Here is a 17,882-nt window from a genome sequence, read left to right as displayed (position 1 = left end):
TAACCCGAATGATCTAGACGATGCCGGCCGCCGTCTCCACAAGCGACACGCCCGAGTTGATCACACCCGGGCCGTCACGCCACGTCACATCGACAGGGCTCGGTTCCGGATCGGCGGACCCCTTTCGGGAAGTCCTCCTGGTGTGGTCGGTCAGGCGGTTATCAGCAAGCCGTCAGGGAGTGCTGGCAATATTTGCTTGTCTCACTGATTAAGGACGCCTGAAGCGGCGTCCTTGCCAATGGCTCGAGGAGCTAATCGAGTGGCTATCGCCAGTGATGTCAATGCCGTGCCTCCGGAAGCCGAAGGTGGAAACAGGGACCTGCCCAGTGATCTGTCACCGGCGCCGGTGCGCAGTTACGCATCGTATATCGGTGATCGCGACGTGCCGGGTGCGGGTTGGGTGTACACGGTCAGTTCCAGGTCGTTGTTGGAGGATGTATTCACCAGTATCAGTGTAAAGCGCGCGCTGGAGCAGAATCCGGACTCGCCGACCGCGCTGCACCCGTATGTGGTGGGCCGCGTCGCCGTGGCGGAAGTAGCGGACATCGACGCGGCGGTCGACGCTGCCGTCAGTGCCAGTGAGGAATGGGCGGCTGTTCCGCTGAACGACCGGATGCGTCTAGGCGAGCTGTTTCTGGCGCAGTTGCGGGAGAACCGCGAGACCCTCCTTGAGCTGTTGATGGCGGAAGCGCATCCACGGAAGCTGGCCGAGTGGGAGCTGTCCTGTCTCGAGCAGGTCTACAGTGAAGAAAGCTGTTCGTGGTACCGCCAGCAGATGCAGGCCGATTTCAATCACGGACCCCGGCGCCTCATCGTCCGTCGAAGTCCGGATGGGGTGGTGTGCATCAATCCCCCGCAGAACGCCCCGGCACCGAGCGCCGCACTCGCGGTGCTGGTGCTGATGGCGGGCAACGCTGTCGTCGTACGGGCGCCGAGGAGTATCGCACTAAGCACCATGTACGTGGTGCGCGAGCTGATCGCGCCGCTGCTGCGCAAGGTCGGCGCGCCACCGGGCACGCTCAATGCGGTCTGCGGCAGGCCGCAGCAGACGATCGACCGGTGGTTGGCGCACCCGGGCGTCAACGACGTCATCTACTTCGGCGGTAGCGAGGAGGGCCTGCGGTTCGAGCGCGAGTGCGTGACCCGTGGCAAGAAGCCTGTGCTCGAGTTGGCCGGCAACGACGGCCTGGTGGTCTGGCGCGACGCCGACCTGCCGATGGCCGCTGAAGCGGTGACCGAGTGCTTCTACGGCTCCGGTCAGATCTGCATGGTTCCGAACTACGTGTTGGCGCACCCCGCGATCGCCGACGACCTGCTGGCCGAGGTGATCCGGCAGGTTGCCGACCTCCGCCCTGGCTACCCTGAGGACCCTGGGGTGCTGCTGTCGCCGGTACGGCGTAGTGAGCGTTTCTTCCGCCTGCTGCGGCAGGCGCTGGACACCGGTGCCGAACTCGTCTGCGGCGGGCGGCGGATCGAACTCGATGGGACCCCATCGGACACCGGCGTCTTCCTCGAACCGACGGTCGTGCGGGTCGACGGTTTGGCCGGGGCGCGACGGTTCGACGTCGTCACCCACGAGACCTTCTTCCCGCTCATCCCCGTGGTGGTGCCGGAAGCCGCCGATGACGAGGCGTTGCTTGACGGTCTCGTCGACTTCGTGAACACCAACCGCTACGGGCTGCGCAATTCGCTGTGGGCGCGGGACCAGCGGGTCGTCGATACGTTCGTCAACCGGACGCGCAACGGCGGCTTGCTAAAGGTGAACGATTCGCACATCGGGTTCCTGCCATACCTGCCGAGCCACGGCGGCACCGGGTTGACCGGCGGCGCGTTCGGCGAGGCCAACTATCCCATCCTCAAGACGTCGCACCTGCAAGGTGTGAGCCTGGCTGATGGCATCCGGCCGCGGACCGCTGTCTTCGGCGAGTGAACTCCGTCCGGGCTCGGCGTCGGAGACTAGTCATCCACACCGGACACATGTTACAGGGGGAGCTGAAACCGAATGCGGTCTCTCGACATCGCGCGCGCAGCATGCGAGAAGTTCCATCCAGGGCTGTGCGGAGCGCTCGCCGACACCTCGCTGTCCGTCCACGAATCCGCTCAGGCCACGTCGATCAAGACGTACCGGGCCCACGGTGGTGCGGGGCTGTTGGTACCTGAGGCGTACGGGGGCGCGGGCGCCGACGCGCTCGACGCCGTCCGGGTGATCCGCGCCATCTCGGCGTACACACCGTCTCTGGGGGCGGCTGTGACGATGCACCATTTCACCGCCGCGATGCTCTTCGCCTTGGCCGGAACAGCCGGCCGGCTCACCGGGACCCAGCTGTCGCTGCTGGGCAGGATGGCGCCGGAAGGGTTGCTGATGGCCTCGGGCTGGGCCGAGGGCCGCCCGAATGCGAACATCCTGACGCCGAGCGTTAGTGCCCGTCCGGTGTCCGGTGGCTACCTGGTCAGTGGTGGCAAGAAGCCGTGCAGCCTGTCGACGTCGATGGATCTGCTTACCGCCAGCGCGGCGGTGCCGGATGTGGACGGCCGGCCGAGCCTCGCCGTACTGCTGATACCCGCCGACAGTCCCGGCGTGTCAGTGCACCCGTTCTGGTCGACGTACGTGCTGGCCGGCGCCGAGAGTAACGAGGTGCGACTGGCCGACGTCCACGTGCCGGAGGACCTCGTCATCCGGACCGCACCGGACGACCCGGACCGGCTCGACGATCTGCAAACCGCCGGCTTCGTCTGGTTCGAGCTGATGATTACCTCGGTCTATCTCGGGGCGGCCAGCGCACTCGTCGAACGGGTGCTTGCAAACGGCCGCGGATCCGTCACCGACCGGGCGAGGATGACGATCCGGTTGGAGTCGGCGATCGCCGGGGTCGAGGGAGTGGCCCGAGCAGTCCTTGATGGCGTCGATGGAGACGAGGCGGTGGCGGCGGTCCTGATCGCCCGGTACGCGGCCCAGGACGCCATCCGGCAGGCCACCGATCTCGCGGTCGAACTGTCCGGCGGCATGTCCTTCATCACGTCGAGCGACGACGCCTACTTGACCGCTGCGGCCCGGCCACTGGCATTCCATCCGCCATCGCAGGCCAGCGCGGCTGAGCCGCTGGTCGACTACTTCGCAGGCCGGCCGCTGGTGCTGTCCTGACCGGCGCGGACAACAACGATCGGAGGTGAACGGCATGACCATGGTCGGACCAGCTGTCGAACTGCCCGGCGCCGGCGCCGAACGGCGCACTCTGGATCTCTACCGGGCTCACCTGAGCAAGGGGAGGGCGACCCTGGCCGAACTGTTCGGGTCACACATGGAGGTCGGGTCGTCCGGCGCGTGGCTGGAGACCAGCGATGGCGAACGGTTTCTCAACTGCGGCGGTTACGGCGTCTTCATCATGGGTGCCCGGCACCCGACGGTGATGAACGCCGTCCTAGAGCAACTGCACCGCCATCCCATCGCCACCCGGATCCTGCTCGAGCCGACCGTCGCCGCCGCTGCGGAGGCGCTGATCTCCGTGGCCCCGAAGGGCCTGGACCGTGTGCACTTCGCGCTCTCCGGTGCGGAGGCTGTCGAGACCGGCCTGAAGCTGGCTCGCAGTCACGGTAAGCGTCGTATCGTCGCCACGCACCAGGGCTACCACGGCAAGACCATGGGAGCCCTGTCAGCCAGCGGAAAGGAGGTCTACCGCAGGCCTTTCGAGCCGCTGCTGCCCGGAGTGACCCGGGTCCCCTACGGCGACACCGGGGCGGTCGAACGCGAACTCGCCGCCCACCCAGGAGAGGTCTGCTTCATCGTCGAGCCGGTGCAGGGTGAGGGTGGAGTGATCATTCCGCCCTCGGACTACCTGCGCAGGGTGGCCACGCTGTGTCAGCGCTACCAGGGCTTCCTCATCCTGGACGAGGTGCAGACCGGGATGGGCCGGCTCGGCCACTGGTGGGGGGCGGACCTAGCCGGTGTGGTACCCGACGTGCTGCTGGTCGGCAAGGCGCTCGGCGGCGGACTGCTGCCGGTCTCCGCGGCGCTGGCCAGCCGTAACGCCTTCCGCCCCTTCGACAAGGATCCGTACCTGCACACCGGCACCTTTTCCGGCGCGCCTGTGCTGATGGCCGCGGTGCGCGGTGCCATTCAGGCGATCAAAGAGGGGCGGCTGGTCACGCGGGCGATGGAGATCGGGCATCGCCTACTGCCCGAGATACGCCGGATCGTGACGGCCAACTGCCCGGAGCTGGTGGTGGACGTACGAGGTGAAGGGCTGCTGATCGGCATCGAGTTGGTGGAAGCCGGACTTGCTGGCGAACTGCTCATCGAGCTGTTCAACCACGGGATCGTCGGAAACCACTCGATGAACGGCAGCTCGGTCGTGCGCTTCACGCCGCCCGCGATCCTGAGTGACTCGGACGTCAATTTTCTTCTCGAAGCGTTGGACGGTGCGACCCGCGATCTCGTGGACAAGCGTGCCCGTATGCCGGAAGGTGGTTACTGATCGTGCGTGAAGTAGAGCTTTCAGCCTTTATTCCCCGAGTTTCGCCGGAGACCGTGTTCGACGGCGTGGTCCGCTTCGAGCGCTATCCGGAGCTCGCGCCACATGTGGAGTCGACAGTAGTTCATCAGACCCTGCCCGAACTGACCGGGAGTTCGAGCTGGGAATTGCATTTCCGTAGTGGGCTGCTCCGCTGGACCGAGGAAGAGTGTTTCCGTCGCGACGAGCTGATCGTCGACTTCGCCCAGACCGACGGCGACTTCGACGTATTCAACGGGCGTTGGACGTTCGATCATGTCGCCGACGGTTGTCAGCTGCAGTTCTCCGCAGAGTTTGACTTCGGCATCCCGAGCCTGGAGGGGATCCTCGATCCGATTGCTGAACGGGTCATCAGGGAGACGGTGGCCTGGGTCGTTGTGGGGATGTTCGATGAGGTTCGCCTTGGCGGTGTCCTGGAAGTACCCGGACTGCGACCGACGTCGGTCGCATCGACCTGATTGGAGAGGTAGATCATGGATCAGAAAAATCCGTTCGAAACTCCGAACACGTTTCGACTACACCGGGCTGAATATCTGGTTGGCTTCGTGGTCAGCGCAGTGCTGCTTGTCATGCACTGGGACGAAATTCGCTGGCTGCCGGCCATCGCGCTGTTTCTCTACATCGATCTGATCGGCTACCTGCCGGGGGCCATCGCCTACCGGCGCAGCAATTCGAAGAAGATTTCGAAGGTGTACTACGTGCTCTACAACGTCATGCACAGCCTGATCACCCAGGCTGTCGTGGTGGGTCTGTGGATGTTGTTCATCGGGCCGGAGTGGGCGCTGCTGGTCATTCCGTTCCACCTTTTCGGTGACCGTGGTTTGTTCGGCAACTTCCTGAAGCCGTTCGGAATGCCGTTCGAGCCGGTTCCTCATCCCCTCTACGCCAAGCTGATCGACTCGATCCAGTCGCCGGGTCGCTCGAAAGCCGACACTGCACCTGAGCCGCTCGTCGTCCATAGTGGATCGTCGAAGTGAACAGCGTTGAGGCGCGGACCGGCAGAACCAGGCTGGCCGATCCGGCGGCGAACCAGCGGGACGATCCGGCGACGGACCAGATGCCCGGCAACGCCGAGGCCGGGCGCAGCCGGGCTGCTGTACGCCAGATCGCATCGGGGGTTGCGGTTCTGGCGGTGGACACCGGTCGCGCCATGCACGGCGTCACCGTCAGCTCGTTGACTGCGGTGTCGCGGGATCCCCTGCTGGTTGGCCTCTGCCTACACCGGGGTTCGCAGTTCCTCAGTCTGCTCCAGGCCCACCGGTCGTTCGCGGTCAGTGTTCTCGACGCCACTCAGGCAGAACCGGCGAAATGGTTCTCCGACCCGCGCCGCCCCCACGGCCGGGCGCAGTTCGAGCATGTCCCGTGGCAGCCGGACCGGATCAGCGGTGCGCCCTTCATCGTCGGCGCGCTGGCCTGGCTGAGTGCCCGGCTGGTCCGCATCGTCGACGCCGGCGACCACGAGCTGCTCCTTGCCGAGGTCACGGGCGGCTCGGTCGGAAGAGGCCGGCCACTGCTAAACCACGCGGGCCGACTGCACGAGGTAACCACCATGACCCTGGTCTCGCCAGCGTCGGCCAGCCGTAGCGACGACACGGACAGCCAGGCGGCGGGCCAGCACAGCGGCCGCAGCCAGCAGCCGTAGGACCCGACGGCACCTGCCGGACGTTCCAACGCGTCCGGCAGCCGGTGCCGCACCAAACCGATCCAGAGGTGAAGGAGCCGATGATGACCCGGACGGTGCCGCCCGAGGCGGACTGGGACGACGCGCCGACCCTGCTCGACGGCGCGATGAATCTCAACCTCACCGCCGAGCAGTGCAATCTCGCGTACTGGCTCTCGGCTGTCGCGCAGGGAACCTTGCGCGGACGTGCCGAGACCGGGCACCTGCCGACTGCGGCCACGCCTGAGCACATGTTGCGGCCAGGACCGCTTCGGGACGCGCTGGTGATGGAGCTGGGCTACCGGTCCATCGCGGAGGAGAAGGCGACCCGCATCCTCGCCCACTACGTCGCCCAGGCACCGGGGGTGCCGGAGCTGGAGTTTTACACGACGCAGCTGGTCGACGAGGCACGGCACGCCATGGTGTTCCGCAACCACCTGGTCGAGCTCGGCCTGGCGAAGGAGGACCTGGAGGCGACGATCGCCAAGATGTCGGCCGACTACACCAGGGAGATCCTGGACCCGGTCGAGGAGTTCGCAACCCGGACGGTGCGCGACGAAGGGGACTTCATCGGCGGCGTCGCGATCTTCACCATTGTCATCGAAGGGGTGTTGGCACCCGCAGCCGAGCTGAGTGAACGCAAGTGGCAGGTGCTCGACCCGGCCGCGAGTGAGATCGCCCGCGGTGCCTCCATCGACGAGATCCGGCACCTCAGCGTCGGCAGCTCGATCCTGCGCGATCATCTCGCGGCCCATCCGGACTACCGGTCGCGCCTGCTGGACATCCTTCGGCAAGGCCGGCAGCTATGGGACGACCTGCCGGAGGAGGCCTACATCATGCGGCGCGAGACACTGTTCCAGGAAGGATTAGCACAGTATGCCGACATAGTGGGCGACTACGAAGTGTGGCCCGGCCGTCGGCTGTTGGACACCACACCGGCTGAACGCTACGCCACTGCGGAGCGCTGGACCGACGAGATGGCGGCGGTACGGCTGCGATACATGGGCCTGACCGATGCGCTGCCGGTGCTGGGGCTGCCGGTATGAGCGGGAGTCGACACCGTACCCGGCGGATGGCCGGCGCGCCGGTCACGACCCGGTCGGCGGTGATCGCCGGCGTCGGATCCTGGGTGCCGCCCCGGATCGTCACCAACGAGGAACTCGCTCGCCACCTCGACACGTCCGACGACTGGATCCGCAGCCGGACAGGCATCGCCCGCCGGCATGTCGTGGACCCAGGGGTCGGCACTGCGGCACTCGCCATCGAAGCGGGTGCGGCGGCGTTGAAGTCCGCCGGCGGCGACGTGGACTCGGTGATCGTGGCCACCTCCACCCCGGAACGGCTGTGTCCGGCCACCGCGCCGCAGGTTGCCGCCGGGCTCGGGCTCAGTGGCGTGGCCGCGCACGACGTCGCGGCCGTCTGCAGCGGGTTTCTCTACGCGTTGAACAGCGCTGCCGGGCAGATCGCGACCGGCACGGCGGACCGAGTCCTGGTCGTCGGGGCCGACGCGTTCTCCACGATCGTCGATCCCACTGATAGGCAGGCGGCCGTGATCTTTGCCGATGGCGCCGGGGCGGTGGTGCTCCGCGCGGGGTCCGCTGCGGAACCGGGTGCCCTCGGGCCCTGCGTACTCGGTAGCGATGGCGAGTTCGCCGAACTGATCATGATCCCCGGTGGTGGGTCGGCCCAGCGATCGACAGGACGCCTGCCAGGTTCGGAGGATCTCTGGTTCCAGATGCGTGGCAGGGACGTCTACCGGCATGCCGTCGAACGCACGTCGAACGCCGCGCTGGCCGCCCTCAAGCAGGCTGGCTGGGATCCCGCGGACATCGACTGGTTCGTGCCGCATCAGGCCAACGCGCGGATCTGCACCGCGATCGCCGAACGCCTCGGGATCCCGATGGACCGAGTCGCGTCGAACATTGAACGCGTCGGCAACACGGCCGCCGCGTCCATTCCGCTACTGATCGCAGAATTGGCGGCGGCACGGGCATTCGACCCCGGTGCTCGGGTGCTGACCGCTGCCTTCGGCGGTGGCCTTACCTGGGGCGCGACCACCTTTACTTGGCCTGTGACGCACGGCTTCGGTTACTGACCGGTCAATCGTTGATTGACCATGGCGGATACATGCCTCGCTGTGCGACGGACCGAACAGCAGAAGGAATCTGAATGTGTGCCCGGAACTGGCTGGTGATCAGTTTGTCGATGTCCTTGATCTGCCGGTCCAGGTCCAGCAGTTGCTGGGCGAGCCGGGCGACGAGGACCGCGGTGGTGGCCTCACCGGGCGGTCGCGAAAGTTGCTGCTCGGCTGCGGCCAGGGCGGTGGCGGCCATATCGTAGATGCCCTTGGGTTAGGCTTGCTGCTCGCGCAGGAACTCCTCGATGCCCGCGAGACCGGCGTCGCGGATTGTCTGCGAGGTCTGAAAGCCGGTGAGCAGGTTCAACGCGGAGCGCGTCGAGTAGTCGAAGGCGCGTTCCAGTGCGGGGAAGATCCCGGTGAGCATGTCACGCAGCCGGTTGACGCTGCGGACCCAGTCGGCCATCAGGTCCTCGTGGTGCGATCTCAGGCGGGTCAGCTCCGTGGACAACTGCGCCAACAGGTCCCTGAACAGCGACGGTCCGCATCAGATCTGAATCGGTGGTCAGGGCGTCCAGAACGACAGGGCGGCCGTTCCTTCCGAGCCACCGTGCGGCAGACGCCTGATCAGCCACACCCCATCGTCCCGGGCATCCGGGGCACCAACACCGAACAAGATCAACCTTAGGGAGATACCGATGTTCGAGCAGCTGACGGAAATCATCGCCCGCAAGTTCCAGTTGGACCGGACAACGCTCGCCCCAGAGATGACGTTCCAGGACCTGGAGCTCGACTCGCTCGACATGGTCGAGCTGAGCCTGGTGATCGATAAGGAACTGGGAGTACCCGTCTCCGACGACGAGTTGATTCAGGCAGGGACGATCGGAGCGGTCCGCGATCTCGTCGAATCCCGCAGCACGAGGGTCTGATGTCCACCTGCGACGTGGCGGTGACCGGGCTGGGCCTCGTCAGTCCGGCCGGTATCGGAGTCGAGGCCAACTGGCACCGGGTGTGCGCCGGGATGCCGACCGCGCAGACCGATCCGCTGTTGAACGACTGCCCGGTGGACATCTCCTGCCGGGTGCCGGGCTTCGCGGCGGACCGGATGCTCGGACCGCGGCGGGCCCGGCGCCTCGACCGGTTCGTTCAGCTGACGGTGCTGGCGGCCGAGGAGGCGGTCACTGACTCCGGACTCGACGTTCGCGACTGGGACGGTGCACGGGTCGGGGTGGTCCTCGGATGTGCCGATGGTGGTCCGGGCACCGTCGAGGAGCAGCACCGCGTCCTGCTCACCGAAGGTGCCGGACAGGTCTCGCCGCTGCTGCTGCCGAGGCAGCTACCCAACATGATGGCCGGCCAGGTCTCCATCGAACTCGGCGCGACCGGTCCGAGCCTGGTGGTCGCCACGGCCTGCGCGTCCGGTGCGACCGCGATCGGACTCGCCCGAGACCTGCTGCTGCTGCGGCGCTGTGACATCGTCGTCACCGGCGGCGGTGAGGCCATGCTGACCCCGCTGGTGATGGCCGGGTTCGCACAGATGGGCGCGCTGTCACGACGCTGTGACGACCCGTCCGCTGCGTCGCGTCCGTTCGACTCGGCCCGGGACGGCTTCGTGGCCGGCGAAGGCGCGGGTGTGCTGGTGCTCGAACGGCTCGCCGACGCCCAGGCCCGCCGGGCGCGGGTCCGGGCGCGGATCGCCGGCTTCGGTGCCAGCGCCGACGCCCACCATGTGACGTCCCCGGATCCTCAGGGACGGGGAGCCGAGGCCGCGGTCCGCGGCGCTCTGGCTGACGCCCAAATCGCACCCAGTGAGGTGGAGCACGTCAACGCCCATGGCAGCGCGACTCCGTTGAACGACCTGGTGGAGGCACAGATGCTGCGCCGGGTGGTCGGCCGGGGCGCGCTGGTGACCTCGACCAAGGGAGTAACCGGCCATCTGTTCGGTGCGGCCGGCGCGGTGGAGACCGCGTTCACAGTGCTGGCGGTGGAACGCGGCATGGTGCCACCGACTGCCAACCTCGACGAACCCGATGGACGGCTCGACATCGATATCGCACAGAAGCCGACCCCGCTGCGACTCGATATCGCGCTCAGCACCTCGCTCGGATTCGGCGGCCAGAACGCGGCGGTTCTGGTCGCTCGAGCCTGACCGTTGCCGGCCCGCACCGGCCGCAACCCGTCGCGGGCACTACTCGTCTCAGGCGCAGCAGCGCCCGTCCAGCGCACTCAGTCAGCGTCCGGTCAGGTGTCGGTCAGCGCTGAGCAGCAGGCTCATGAGCAGGTTCGCATCCAGGAAGGAGAATGATCCATGCAGGCCAACCAGCAAGATCTGGCCACCGGCGCCGGGCCGGCGAGAAGCGGCCTGGTCGGCGCCGATCCCGCTTCAGCGACGGCCAGTGAGGTGGGTGCGCATTTCGCGGTACTCGCCAGGGAGGTCCGCGCCGCCGGGCTGCTGGATCTCGCGCCGAAGCGGTACTACGCACGATTGGCCTTCAACGCGGCGATGTTCGGCGCCGGTCTGGTGGCGTTCTTTCTGATTGGCGACTCGTGGTGGCAGCTGGCGGTGGCGGCCTGGATGGGTCTCAGCTGTGCGCAGAGTGCGTTCATGTGGCACGACGCCGGGCACAAGGCCATGTTCCGTGGCAGGGCGGCCACCGCGATGGGGCTGATCCACGCGAACCTCGTCAACGGCGTGAGCTACGGGTGGTGGGTGAACCACCACAACCGCCACCACAGCTTCCCGAACAACATCGACCTCGATCCGGACATCGGCCGGCGTACGGCGATCTTCGACATGAGCCAGTACGCGACCCGCACCCGGTGGGGCCGTTTCGTGGTTCGCCACCAACGCACGCTCTTCTTCGTCCTGCTGATCTTCGAGGGCTACAAGATGCGGCGCACCTCGCTGCTCGCCGTCTTCAATGGGAATCTCCGCCAGCCGGTGCAGGAACTCGTGCTCATCCTGGCCAACATGGCCGTCTACCTGGGGCTGCTGTTCGTCGTCCTGTCGCCGGTCAAGGCCGTCGCCTTCGTCGTGGTGCAGCAGGCCGTCCTCGGCGTTTACTTCGGCCTCATCTTCGCGCCCAACCACAAGGGCATGGAGGTGCGTGCCGGCGAGGAGTCGCTGGACTGGTTGGAACGTCAGGTCCTGACCTCGCGCAACATCCGTCCGTCCCCGTTGGTCGACTTCCTCTACGGCGGGCTCAACTACCAGGTCGAGCATCACCTCTTCCCGACGATGCCACGGATGAACCTCAACCGGTGCCGGCCGATCGTGCAGCGCTACTGCGGTGAGCACGACATCCCGTACCGCGAGGTGACTCTGTTCGAGTCGTACCGCGAGGTCGCGTCGTTCCTGCACGAGGTCAGCGAACCCGCCCGACGTCCCTTGCCGGTCGCGACCGGATCCGCCGGCACCTGATCCCGTACGTCTCCCGATCCGCCGGACCCGCGACTGCGGGCGTCTACGACGAAGGTGTGGCCAGAGCATGCCCGACGAATTTTCACTGCACGCGCTCCCGCTCGCCGAGCGACGGGATGCGGTGGAGAGCTTCGTGCTCGATCAGTTCAAAGCGGCACTTCTGATGGAGAGCGATGACGATCTCCCGCTGGAGAGCGGATTCTTCGAACTCGGCTTGACGTCCCTGAGCCTGATCGAGCTGCGCCGGACACTTGAGCGGCGCCTGGGCCTGCAGATCGACACTCGGGTGCTGTTCAACCAGCCGACGATCGCGCAGCTGGCCGACTACCTGATGCGCGAACTCGACGCGCCCGAGCGCAGCGACGCCGAACGCCGGGACGCGGAGGTCGCCCGATGACCGACACCGTCGCCCCGTCCACCGCCGCCGTGCGGTCGGCTGACCTGGACGAGCCGATCGCCGTTGTCGGCGTCGGGTTGAGATTCCCAGGCGGCTGCGACTCGCTCGACGACTTCGACGCATTCCTGCGCGACGGGCGGTCCGGCATAGTGCCCCTGCCGGTCGGCCGGTGGGACGTGGCGGCCTTCACACCCGCCGCGCCGGGGGAGAAAGGCAAGATCCATACGACCGGCGGCGGGTTCCTCGAACGGATCGACCACTTCGACGCCGGGTTCTTCAACATATCGCCGAAGGAGGCCCAGTACATCGACCCGCAGCAACGAATGCTGCTCGAGACCGCCTGGCAGGCACTGGAGAACGCCAACATCGATCCGACACCGCTGCGCAGGGGGAACGGTGGAGTCTACGTCGGAGCGAGCTCGATCGACTATGCGTTGGAGATCAGCGAGATTCCCTACGCGGAACTCGACGGTCATCTCGCGTCGGGAATCACGATGTTTCCCCTGTCCGGCCGGCTGTCGTACTTCCTCGGCTGGCGGGGACCCAGCCTCAGCGTGGACACGGCCTGCTCGTCGTCACTGACCGCTCTGCATCTGGCGGCAAGCGGACTGCGTCGAGGCGAGTGCGACATAGCGCTCTGTGCCGGGGTGAACGCGTTGCACCACCCCCGGATCCCGGTGATCTTCTCCCACGGACAGATGCTCGCCCCGGACGGTCAGTGCAAAACCTTCGACGAGTCGGCCGACGGCTACGTGCGCGCCGAGGGTTGTGGCGTACTGGTCCTCAAACGGCTGTCGTCGGCCATCGCGGACGGCGACACCGTGCTGGCCGTCGTGCGGGGCACTGCGGTCGGTCAGGACGGTGACAGCGCTGGACTGACCGTGCCCAACGGCGCAGCGCAGGAACAGACCATCCGGACCGCTCTCGCCGCGGCCCGGCTGCGCCCGGCGGACATCCAGTACGTGGAAGCACACGGCACCGGCACCCCGCTCGGTGATCCCATCGAGATGGGTGCCATCAACGACGTGTTCGCCGAGTCGCGTACCCACCAGTCACCGGTCCTGGTGGGTTCGGTCAAGACCAACCTCGGCCACATGGAGCCGGCCTCCGGTATCGTCGGCCTGATCAAGGTTGTCCTCCAGATGCGGTCAGCGACGATCTACCCGCACCTGAACCTGCGGACCCCGTCAGGGCGGATTCCCTGGGACAGCTATCCGGTCCGGGTGCCGACCGAGTGCCAACCCTGGTCGGCACCGGTACGCCGGGCGGTGGTGAACAGTTTCGGATTCGCCGGAACCATCGCGGTCGCCGTACTGGAACAGGCACCCGCGCGGCCGGCGGCGCTGACGGCCACTGGGCCGAGCGCCGCCCGGCACGTGTTCACCATCTCTGCCAAGAACCACGCCGGGCTGACCGCGCTCGCCCAGCGCTACCAGCGGCTGCTCGCCGAACAGCCCGAAGTCGACCTGGCCCGGCTCTGCTACACCACCAACGTCGGGCGGACCCATTTCGGCCAACGCCTCGCGGGCGTTGCCGCCGACCGGGCCCAGCTCGACACGCTGCTGGCCGGCCTCGACGCCCAGCCGGACGCCCGGCCGAAGGCGCCGATCCGCAAGGTGGCGTTCATGTTCACCGGGCAGGGCGCCCAGTACGCCGGAATGGGGGCCGCCCTTTACCGCCGGTTCCCGGTCTTCCGCAACTGGGTCGACCAGTGCGACGAACTGTTCGCTGGGCACCTCGGTCGGTCAGTACGCGCGTTGCTCCTCGACGAGGCGTCGGACCCGGAAGCGATCGACCAGACCTGGCTCACGCAACCCGCGCTGTTCACGCTGGAATTGGCCCTGGCCAGGTTGTGGCTGTCCTGGGGGATCCGGCCGAGCGTGCTGATCGGGCACAGCATCGGCGAGGTCGTGGCGGCGGCGGTCGCCGGGCTGATCACGCTGCCGGACGCGGTGACCCTCGTCGCCGTCCGGGGCCGGCTGATGCAGTCGGTGAGCCGACCCGGCGGGATGGCCGCCGTGCACGCGGAAATCGAGGAGGTCGAGCCGCTGTTGGCGGCTCAGCCTGAACTCGCCCTGGCCGCGCACAACAGCCCGACCCAGTGCGTCGTCTCTGGAGCCGTCGGACCGCTGGAGGAGGTGATCCGGAGGCTGAGTGAGCGCGGCGTCCGGGTGGACCGGCTCGCGGTGTCACACGCGTTCCACTCGCCACTGATGGCGGAGATCTTCGACGAGTTCCGGGCCGCGCTCGACAGGATCACCTTCCAGGAACCCGACATCGCCATCGTGTCGAACGTGACCGGTGCACCGGCCCGCTTCGCGGAGATCGGAAACGTGGAGTACTGGGTCCGGCACGTCGCCGAACCGGTGCAGTTCCTGTCCGGAATCCGGTCCCTGGTCAAGCGGGGGCGACACGCGATCGTCGAGATCGGCCCGGCCGGGGTCCTCACCGCCCAGGCACGGCAGTGCGTCAACGCCGACGACCACGTCTGGGTAGCCAGCCTCAGCCGGCGCGACCGGACCGACGAAACGACCCTGCGCTGTCTGGCGGCGCTGTACAGCGCCGGGATCGCGGTGGACTGGCGTGGCCTGCACGACCGCCGAAAGCCCACGATGTCGCTTCCGACGTACCAGTTTCAGCGGCGGCGGCACTGGCTGCCCGCCCCGGGTCGGTCCGCCACCCGCTCCACCGGGTCGGTCGGCAGCGGGCATCACCCGCTGCTCGGCAGGGACACCGGTACGCCTGAGCGCCGTGAGTTCACCAGCGAGTTCTCGTCACTGGATCTGCCGTTGGCGGCAGATCACGTGGTCAACGGGGAAGCGACCGTGCCGGCTTCGGCGTACGTCGAGTTGCTGCTGGCGGTGCAGGAGGAGCTTTTCGGTCAGCACCGTGGGGTCGTACGAGATCTGGTCCTGCACGCGCCGCTGATCCTGACCGAGCAGCCGCGTACGGTGCACACCCGGTGCGTCACTGGTCCGGACGGCACGGTGGCGGTGGAGGTGCTGAGCGTCGTCGGCGACGCCCCGATAAAGCACCTCACCGCGTTGGTCGAGGACGCCGACACCGCCGTCGGGCCGGAGGAGGTACCGCAGCCGCAGGTCCCGGCCGTGGAAGCCGGCGCTGTCTGGCCCCCGCAGTCCCGTGACGGTGACAGCGCCTACCTGGACCTGGCCTCGGTCGGCCGCGTCTACGGTCCGCTGCTGCGGCGGCTGGAAGAGGTGCTCCGCGATGGTGCCTCGATCGCCGGTCGACTCACCAACCGGCGCGTGAGCCCTGGTGAGTTCTTCCCGATCGACGTGCTCGAGGCCGCGTTGCAGGGGATAGCGGCCGTGCACGACGCCGGTCCGGCCGCCGGCCCCCTCATGATCGGAACGACGCAGGTGCTACGTCGGCCGCGAGCCGGTCAGATCCGCTTCCAGGCACGGCTGCGCGTTCCTGTGGACGCCACCGATCTCGGCTCGGTCGACCTGTGGCTGTTCGACGGGGACCGGCTCGCCGCCCGGCTGCACGGCATTCGGTGGGGGTTCCGCGACGCCACCCGGCAACGGTTCTTCACCCATCGGCTCAGTTGGCTGCGGGCGCAGCCGGATCGGCAGGTGACCGAGGCCACCCGGCGGGTGCTCGTCATGAATGCCGAGCCGGCGCTGGCGGAAGCCCTCCGCGAGGCCGGGACGCGCGAGGGCGTGGGGGTGCTGGTGATACCGGAGGCCGATGGCGCCCCGGCGGCTCTGGCCGAATCCGGCGTCACCGATGTGGCCTGGTTCTGGCGCGGCGGCGGTACGGAATTCTCAATGTCCGAACTGCACCGGCAGTCCGAAAACCACTACCGTGAACTGCTACGAGTGATCGCGGCTCTGGACGCCGCACCCGTCGAGCGGCGACCCCGGCTGTGGCTGGTAACCAGGGGGGCACAAATGCTCCCCGGCGACGAGCCGGCGGCGGTGGGGCTCTGCGCCGCTTCCTTGTGGGGATTCGGCCCGGTCCTACTTACCGAGTATCCGCAGTACCGCGCGACGCTGGTCGATCTCGCGCCTGCCGCCGGGTCGGGGATACCTGCCGACCTCGCCGATCCCGCCGACCTGGCTGCGTTGGTCCGCGAGTGGAGTACCCCCCGGCCGGACGATTTCCAGGTCGCGTTCCGTAACGGCCGACGATTCGTACGCCGGCTGCTGCCGGGCGAGAACACGCCGCCCTGGCCCGGTGGCTTCGTCGTGTCCGGGCCGGACGCGCCGGCCGGTGCCGCGGCGCGGTACCGGATCACGCCGGCTCCGACCGTCGTGCCCGGTCCGGGACAGATCGAGGTGCTGGTCGATGTCGTCGTGCCAATCGGTCCGGAGCTGACCCGCAGCGTCTGCGCGGGTACGGTGTCGCATGCTCCAGCCGACCGCGAGTTTCGCGTAGGAGACGTCGTCGTGGTCAGCTACGAAGGCGAGCCGGCGAGCCGGATAAATGTGTCGGACGCCATCCTGGTACGGCCGGGCGCGGACGCGGTTGAGATCGCGGCCGGGCGAGCCGCCGTCTCAGCTGGCCAGGACCGCCTCGCCGAGGGCGGGCTCATCCGGTACGGGCCAGACGAAGTGGATGAGGTGGCGAGACTGCTCCGGGACGGTGCCGCGCCGGGCAGTGTGGCCCTGGCCCTGACCGACGTCGGCGCGGACGCGTCCGCCACCCCGGGACGGCTCCGCCGTCTCCGGGCGGACCGGACGTACGTGATCACTGGTGGCCTGGGCGGGCTCGGTCTGGTGACTGGGCGACGGTTGGTCGAGGGCGGTGCCCGTCAACTCGTCCTGGTGAGCCGCAGCGGGCGAGCGACTCCGGAGGCGGAGTCGATCCTCGCCGAGTTGCGGGCACAGGCCGAGGTGACCGTGCTCGCGGCCGACATCAGCCAGCCGGCAGACGTGGCCGACCTGGCCGAGCGGCTGCGTGGCATGCCGCACCCGGTCGGCGGATTCGTGCACGCGGCGGGTGCGGTCGGCAAGGAACTCATCGCGAAGCTCGACTGGCCGGCGATCGAGGAGCAGTTCGGTCCCAAGGTGTTTGGCGGATGGCTGTTGCACGAGCTCAGCCTCAGCTGCCCGGAGCACGAGTTCTTCGTGATCTACTCCTCGATCGCGGCCGTCATCGGCGGCGCGACCCAGGCTCACTACGCCGGGGCGAGCGCCTTCCTGGACGCGTTGGCCACCTGGCGGAGAGCCCTTGGGCTGCCTGGTCTCAGCTTGAGCTGGGGTGCCTGGGGCGAGGTCGGCATGTCGGCCCGGCTCGACGCACAGTTGAGCCAGGAGGTCGACCGCAGCGGCGTCCGGTTCTTCTCCCCTGCGCGGGCACTGGACACCCTCACTCACCTGTGGGACCGACCGGTCGCGCATCGGGTGGTCGGCGAGTACGACTGGGACCGGATCGCGAGTGCACTGCCACTGGACAACGCCCTGTACTCGCGTGTCTCCGACGGCCGGCCGTCCGGCCCTGCCGGCAGCGATCTGCTCGAGCGGTTGCTGAGCCCGGAGGTCGACCGGAGCGCCGCCATCGGCGACTTGGTCCGAGCGAAGGTGGCGCAGGTATTGCACCTCGATGACCCGAGTGAACTTGACCCTGCCGCCGAGTTCGTTTCACTCGGACTCGACTCACTGATGACAGTCGAGATTAAGAGTGGCCTGGAATCGGCGCTGCGGATCCCGCTGCCCGCGTCGTTGACCTTCGACCACCCGTCGGTACAGGAGCTGGTTGATTTCCTGGACCGGCGGTTCGCCGCCGAGTACCTCGGCTGACCGCCGGGCCGATACCCCTACCTGGTCCCGCGGATCGGTCCCGCTGCCATTCTG

15 protein-coding genes are annotated in these 17,882 nt (G+C 67.7%); 13 read left to right on the top strand and 2 right to left on the bottom strand.

What is annotated here, in order from left to right; translation table 11 throughout:
• Nucleotides 1–259 precede the first annotated feature (259 nt).
• From O7553_RS20020 to O7553_RS19985, 8 genes are all read left to right on the top strand, one after another.
• On the top strand, nt 260–1,930 hold the full coding sequence (locus O7553_RS20020; RefSeq protein ID WP_281551230.1) for an aldehyde dehydrogenase: 1,671 nt from the start codon (nt 260–262) through the stop codon (nt 1,928–1,930).
• 72 nt (nt 1,931–2,002) lie between these two features.
• Nucleotides 2,003–3,142, top strand: a complete 1,140-nt coding sequence (locus O7553_RS20015; protein WP_281551229.1) for an acyl-CoA dehydrogenase family protein — start codon at nt 2,003–2,005, stop codon at nt 3,140–3,142.
• A 34-nt stretch (nt 3,143–3,176) separates the two neighbouring features.
• Nucleotides 3,177–4,472, top strand: a complete 1,296-nt coding sequence (locus O7553_RS20010) for an aspartate aminotransferase family protein (protein ID WP_281551228.1) — start codon at nt 3,177–3,179, stop codon at nt 4,470–4,472.
• Between the two features lie 2 nt (nt 4,473–4,474).
• Entirely contained in the window at nt 4,475–4,966 is a 492-nt protein-coding gene (locus O7553_RS20005; RefSeq protein ID WP_281551227.1) for an SRPBCC family protein, read from the top strand.
• Nucleotides 4,967–4,981: 15 nt separating this feature from the next.
• Nucleotides 4,982–5,485: a hypothetical protein gene (locus tag O7553_RS20000; RefSeq protein ID WP_281551226.1), complete on the top strand. Its 504-nt coding sequence runs from the start codon at nt 4,982–4,984 to the stop codon at nt 5,483–5,485.
• Nucleotides 5,482–6,150, top strand: a complete 669-nt coding sequence (locus tag O7553_RS19995; RefSeq protein WP_281551225.1) for a flavin reductase family protein — start codon at nt 5,482–5,484, stop codon at nt 6,148–6,150. The genes O7553_RS20000 and O7553_RS19995 overlap by 4 nt, the downstream gene beginning before the upstream one ends.
• An 83-nt stretch (nt 6,151–6,233) precedes the next feature.
• Nucleotides 6,234–7,214: a VlmB-like protein gene (locus tag O7553_RS19990; protein WP_281555679.1), complete on the top strand. Its 981-nt coding sequence runs from the start codon at nt 6,234–6,236 to the stop codon at nt 7,212–7,214.
• The gene (locus O7553_RS19985) at nt 7,211–8,263 is read left to right on the top strand and encodes a beta-ketoacyl-ACP synthase III (RefSeq protein ID WP_281551224.1); all 1,053 of its coding nucleotides are present in this window, start codon (nt 7,211–7,213) and stop codon (nt 8,261–8,263) included. Before O7553_RS19990 ends, O7553_RS19985 begins: the two co-directional genes overlap by 4 nt.
• A gap of 4 nt (nt 8,264–8,267) precedes the next feature.
• Here the strand turns inward: O7553_RS19985 and O7553_RS19980 are convergent, their stop codons facing one another.
• A complete protein-coding gene (locus O7553_RS19980; RefSeq protein WP_281551223.1) occupies nt 8,268–8,501 on the bottom strand; it encodes a hypothetical protein in 234 nt (77 codons plus the stop codon).
• Between the two features lie 18 nt (nt 8,502–8,519).
• Nucleotides 8,520–8,711: a hypothetical protein gene (locus O7553_RS19975; RefSeq protein WP_281551222.1), complete on the bottom strand. Its 192-nt coding sequence runs from the start codon at nt 8,709–8,711 to the stop codon at nt 8,520–8,522.
• Nucleotides 8,712–8,943: 232 nt separating this feature from the next.
• On the opposite strand from O7553_RS19975, the gene O7553_RS19970 reads away from it, so the two are divergent.
• The 5 genes from O7553_RS19970 to O7553_RS19950 all read left to right on the top strand — a co-directional run bounded on the left by O7553_RS19970 (nt 8,944) and on the right by O7553_RS19950 (nt 17,828).
• Nucleotides 8,944–9,174 carry an acyl carrier protein gene (locus O7553_RS19970; RefSeq protein WP_281551221.1) on the top strand — a complete coding sequence of 77 codons (231 nt, stop codon included), beginning with the start codon at nt 8,944–8,946 and terminating at the stop codon, nt 9,172–9,174.
• On the top strand, nt 9,174–10,394 hold the full coding sequence (locus O7553_RS19965) for a beta-ketoacyl-[acyl-carrier-protein] synthase family protein (protein WP_281551220.1): 1,221 nt from the start codon (nt 9,174–9,176) through the stop codon (nt 10,392–10,394). Before O7553_RS19970 ends, O7553_RS19965 begins: the two co-directional genes overlap by 1 nt.
• 159 nt (nt 10,395–10,553) lie before the next feature.
• Nucleotides 10,554–11,666, top strand: a complete 1,113-nt coding sequence (locus O7553_RS19960) for an acyl-CoA desaturase (RefSeq protein ID WP_281551219.1) — start codon at nt 10,554–10,556, stop codon at nt 11,664–11,666.
• Nucleotides 11,667–11,733: 67 nt separating this feature from the next.
• The gene (locus O7553_RS19955; protein ID WP_281551218.1) at nt 11,734–12,063 is read left to right on the top strand and encodes an acyl carrier protein; all 330 of its coding nucleotides are present in this window, start codon (nt 11,734–11,736) and stop codon (nt 12,061–12,063) included.
• Nucleotides 12,060–17,828 (top strand): type I polyketide synthase, encoded by a 5,769-nt coding sequence (locus O7553_RS19950; protein ID WP_281551217.1) that lies wholly within the window; start codon nt 12,060–12,062, stop codon nt 17,826–17,828. Before O7553_RS19955 ends, O7553_RS19950 begins: the two co-directional genes overlap by 4 nt.
• The last annotated feature ends 54 nt before the right edge of the window (nt 17,829–17,882 follow it).

Source organism: Solwaraspora sp. WMMA2059 (assembly GCF_027497315.1).
In the GTDB taxonomy this organism is placed as follows: domain Bacteria; phylum Actinomycetota; class Actinomycetes; order Mycobacteriales; family Micromonosporaceae; genus Micromonospora_E.
Note: the sequence above shows the minus strand (reverse complement) of the source record. Positions and strands in the feature narration are given on the sequence as shown.

Bases quoted from the DNA above. Each gene is read 5' to 3' on its own strand.
- O7553_RS20015 (WP_281551229.1), top strand. From the start codon at position 2,003: ATGCGGTCTCTCGACATCGCGCGCGCAGCATGCGAGAAGTTCCATCCA.
- O7553_RS20010 (WP_281551228.1), top strand. From the start codon at position 3,177: ATGACCATGGTCGGACCAGCTGTCGAACTGCCCGGCGCCGGCGCCGAA.
- O7553_RS20000 (WP_281551226.1), top strand. From the start codon at position 4,982: ATGGATCAGAAAAATCCGTTCGAAACTCCGAACACGTTTCGACTACAC.
- O7553_RS19990 (WP_281555679.1), top strand. From the start codon at position 6,234: ATGACCCGGACGGTGCCGCCCGAGGCGGACTGGGACGACGCGCCGACC.
- O7553_RS19985 (WP_281551224.1), top strand. From the start codon at position 7,211: ATGAGCGGGAGTCGACACCGTACCCGGCGGATGGCCGGCGCGCCGGTC.
- O7553_RS19980 (WP_281551223.1), bottom strand. From the start codon at position 8,501: ATGGCCGCCACCGCCCTGGCCGCAGCCGAGCAGCAACTTTCGCGACCG.
- O7553_RS19975 (WP_281551222.1), bottom strand. From the start codon at position 8,711: ATGGCCGACTGGGTCCGCAGCGTCAACCGGCTGCGTGACATGCTCACC.
- O7553_RS19970 (WP_281551221.1), top strand. From the start codon at position 8,944: ATGTTCGAGCAGCTGACGGAAATCATCGCCCGCAAGTTCCAGTTGGAC.
- O7553_RS19965 (WP_281551220.1), top strand. From the start codon at position 9,174: ATGTCCACCTGCGACGTGGCGGTGACCGGGCTGGGCCTCGTCAGTCCG.
- O7553_RS19960 (WP_281551219.1), top strand. From the start codon at position 10,554: ATGCAGGCCAACCAGCAAGATCTGGCCACCGGCGCCGGGCCGGCGAGA.
- O7553_RS19955 (WP_281551218.1), top strand. From the start codon at position 11,734: ATGCCCGACGAATTTTCACTGCACGCGCTCCCGCTCGCCGAGCGACGG.
- O7553_RS19950 (WP_281551217.1), top strand. From the start codon at position 12,060: ATGACCGACACCGTCGCCCCGTCCACCGCCGCCGTGCGGTCGGCTGAC.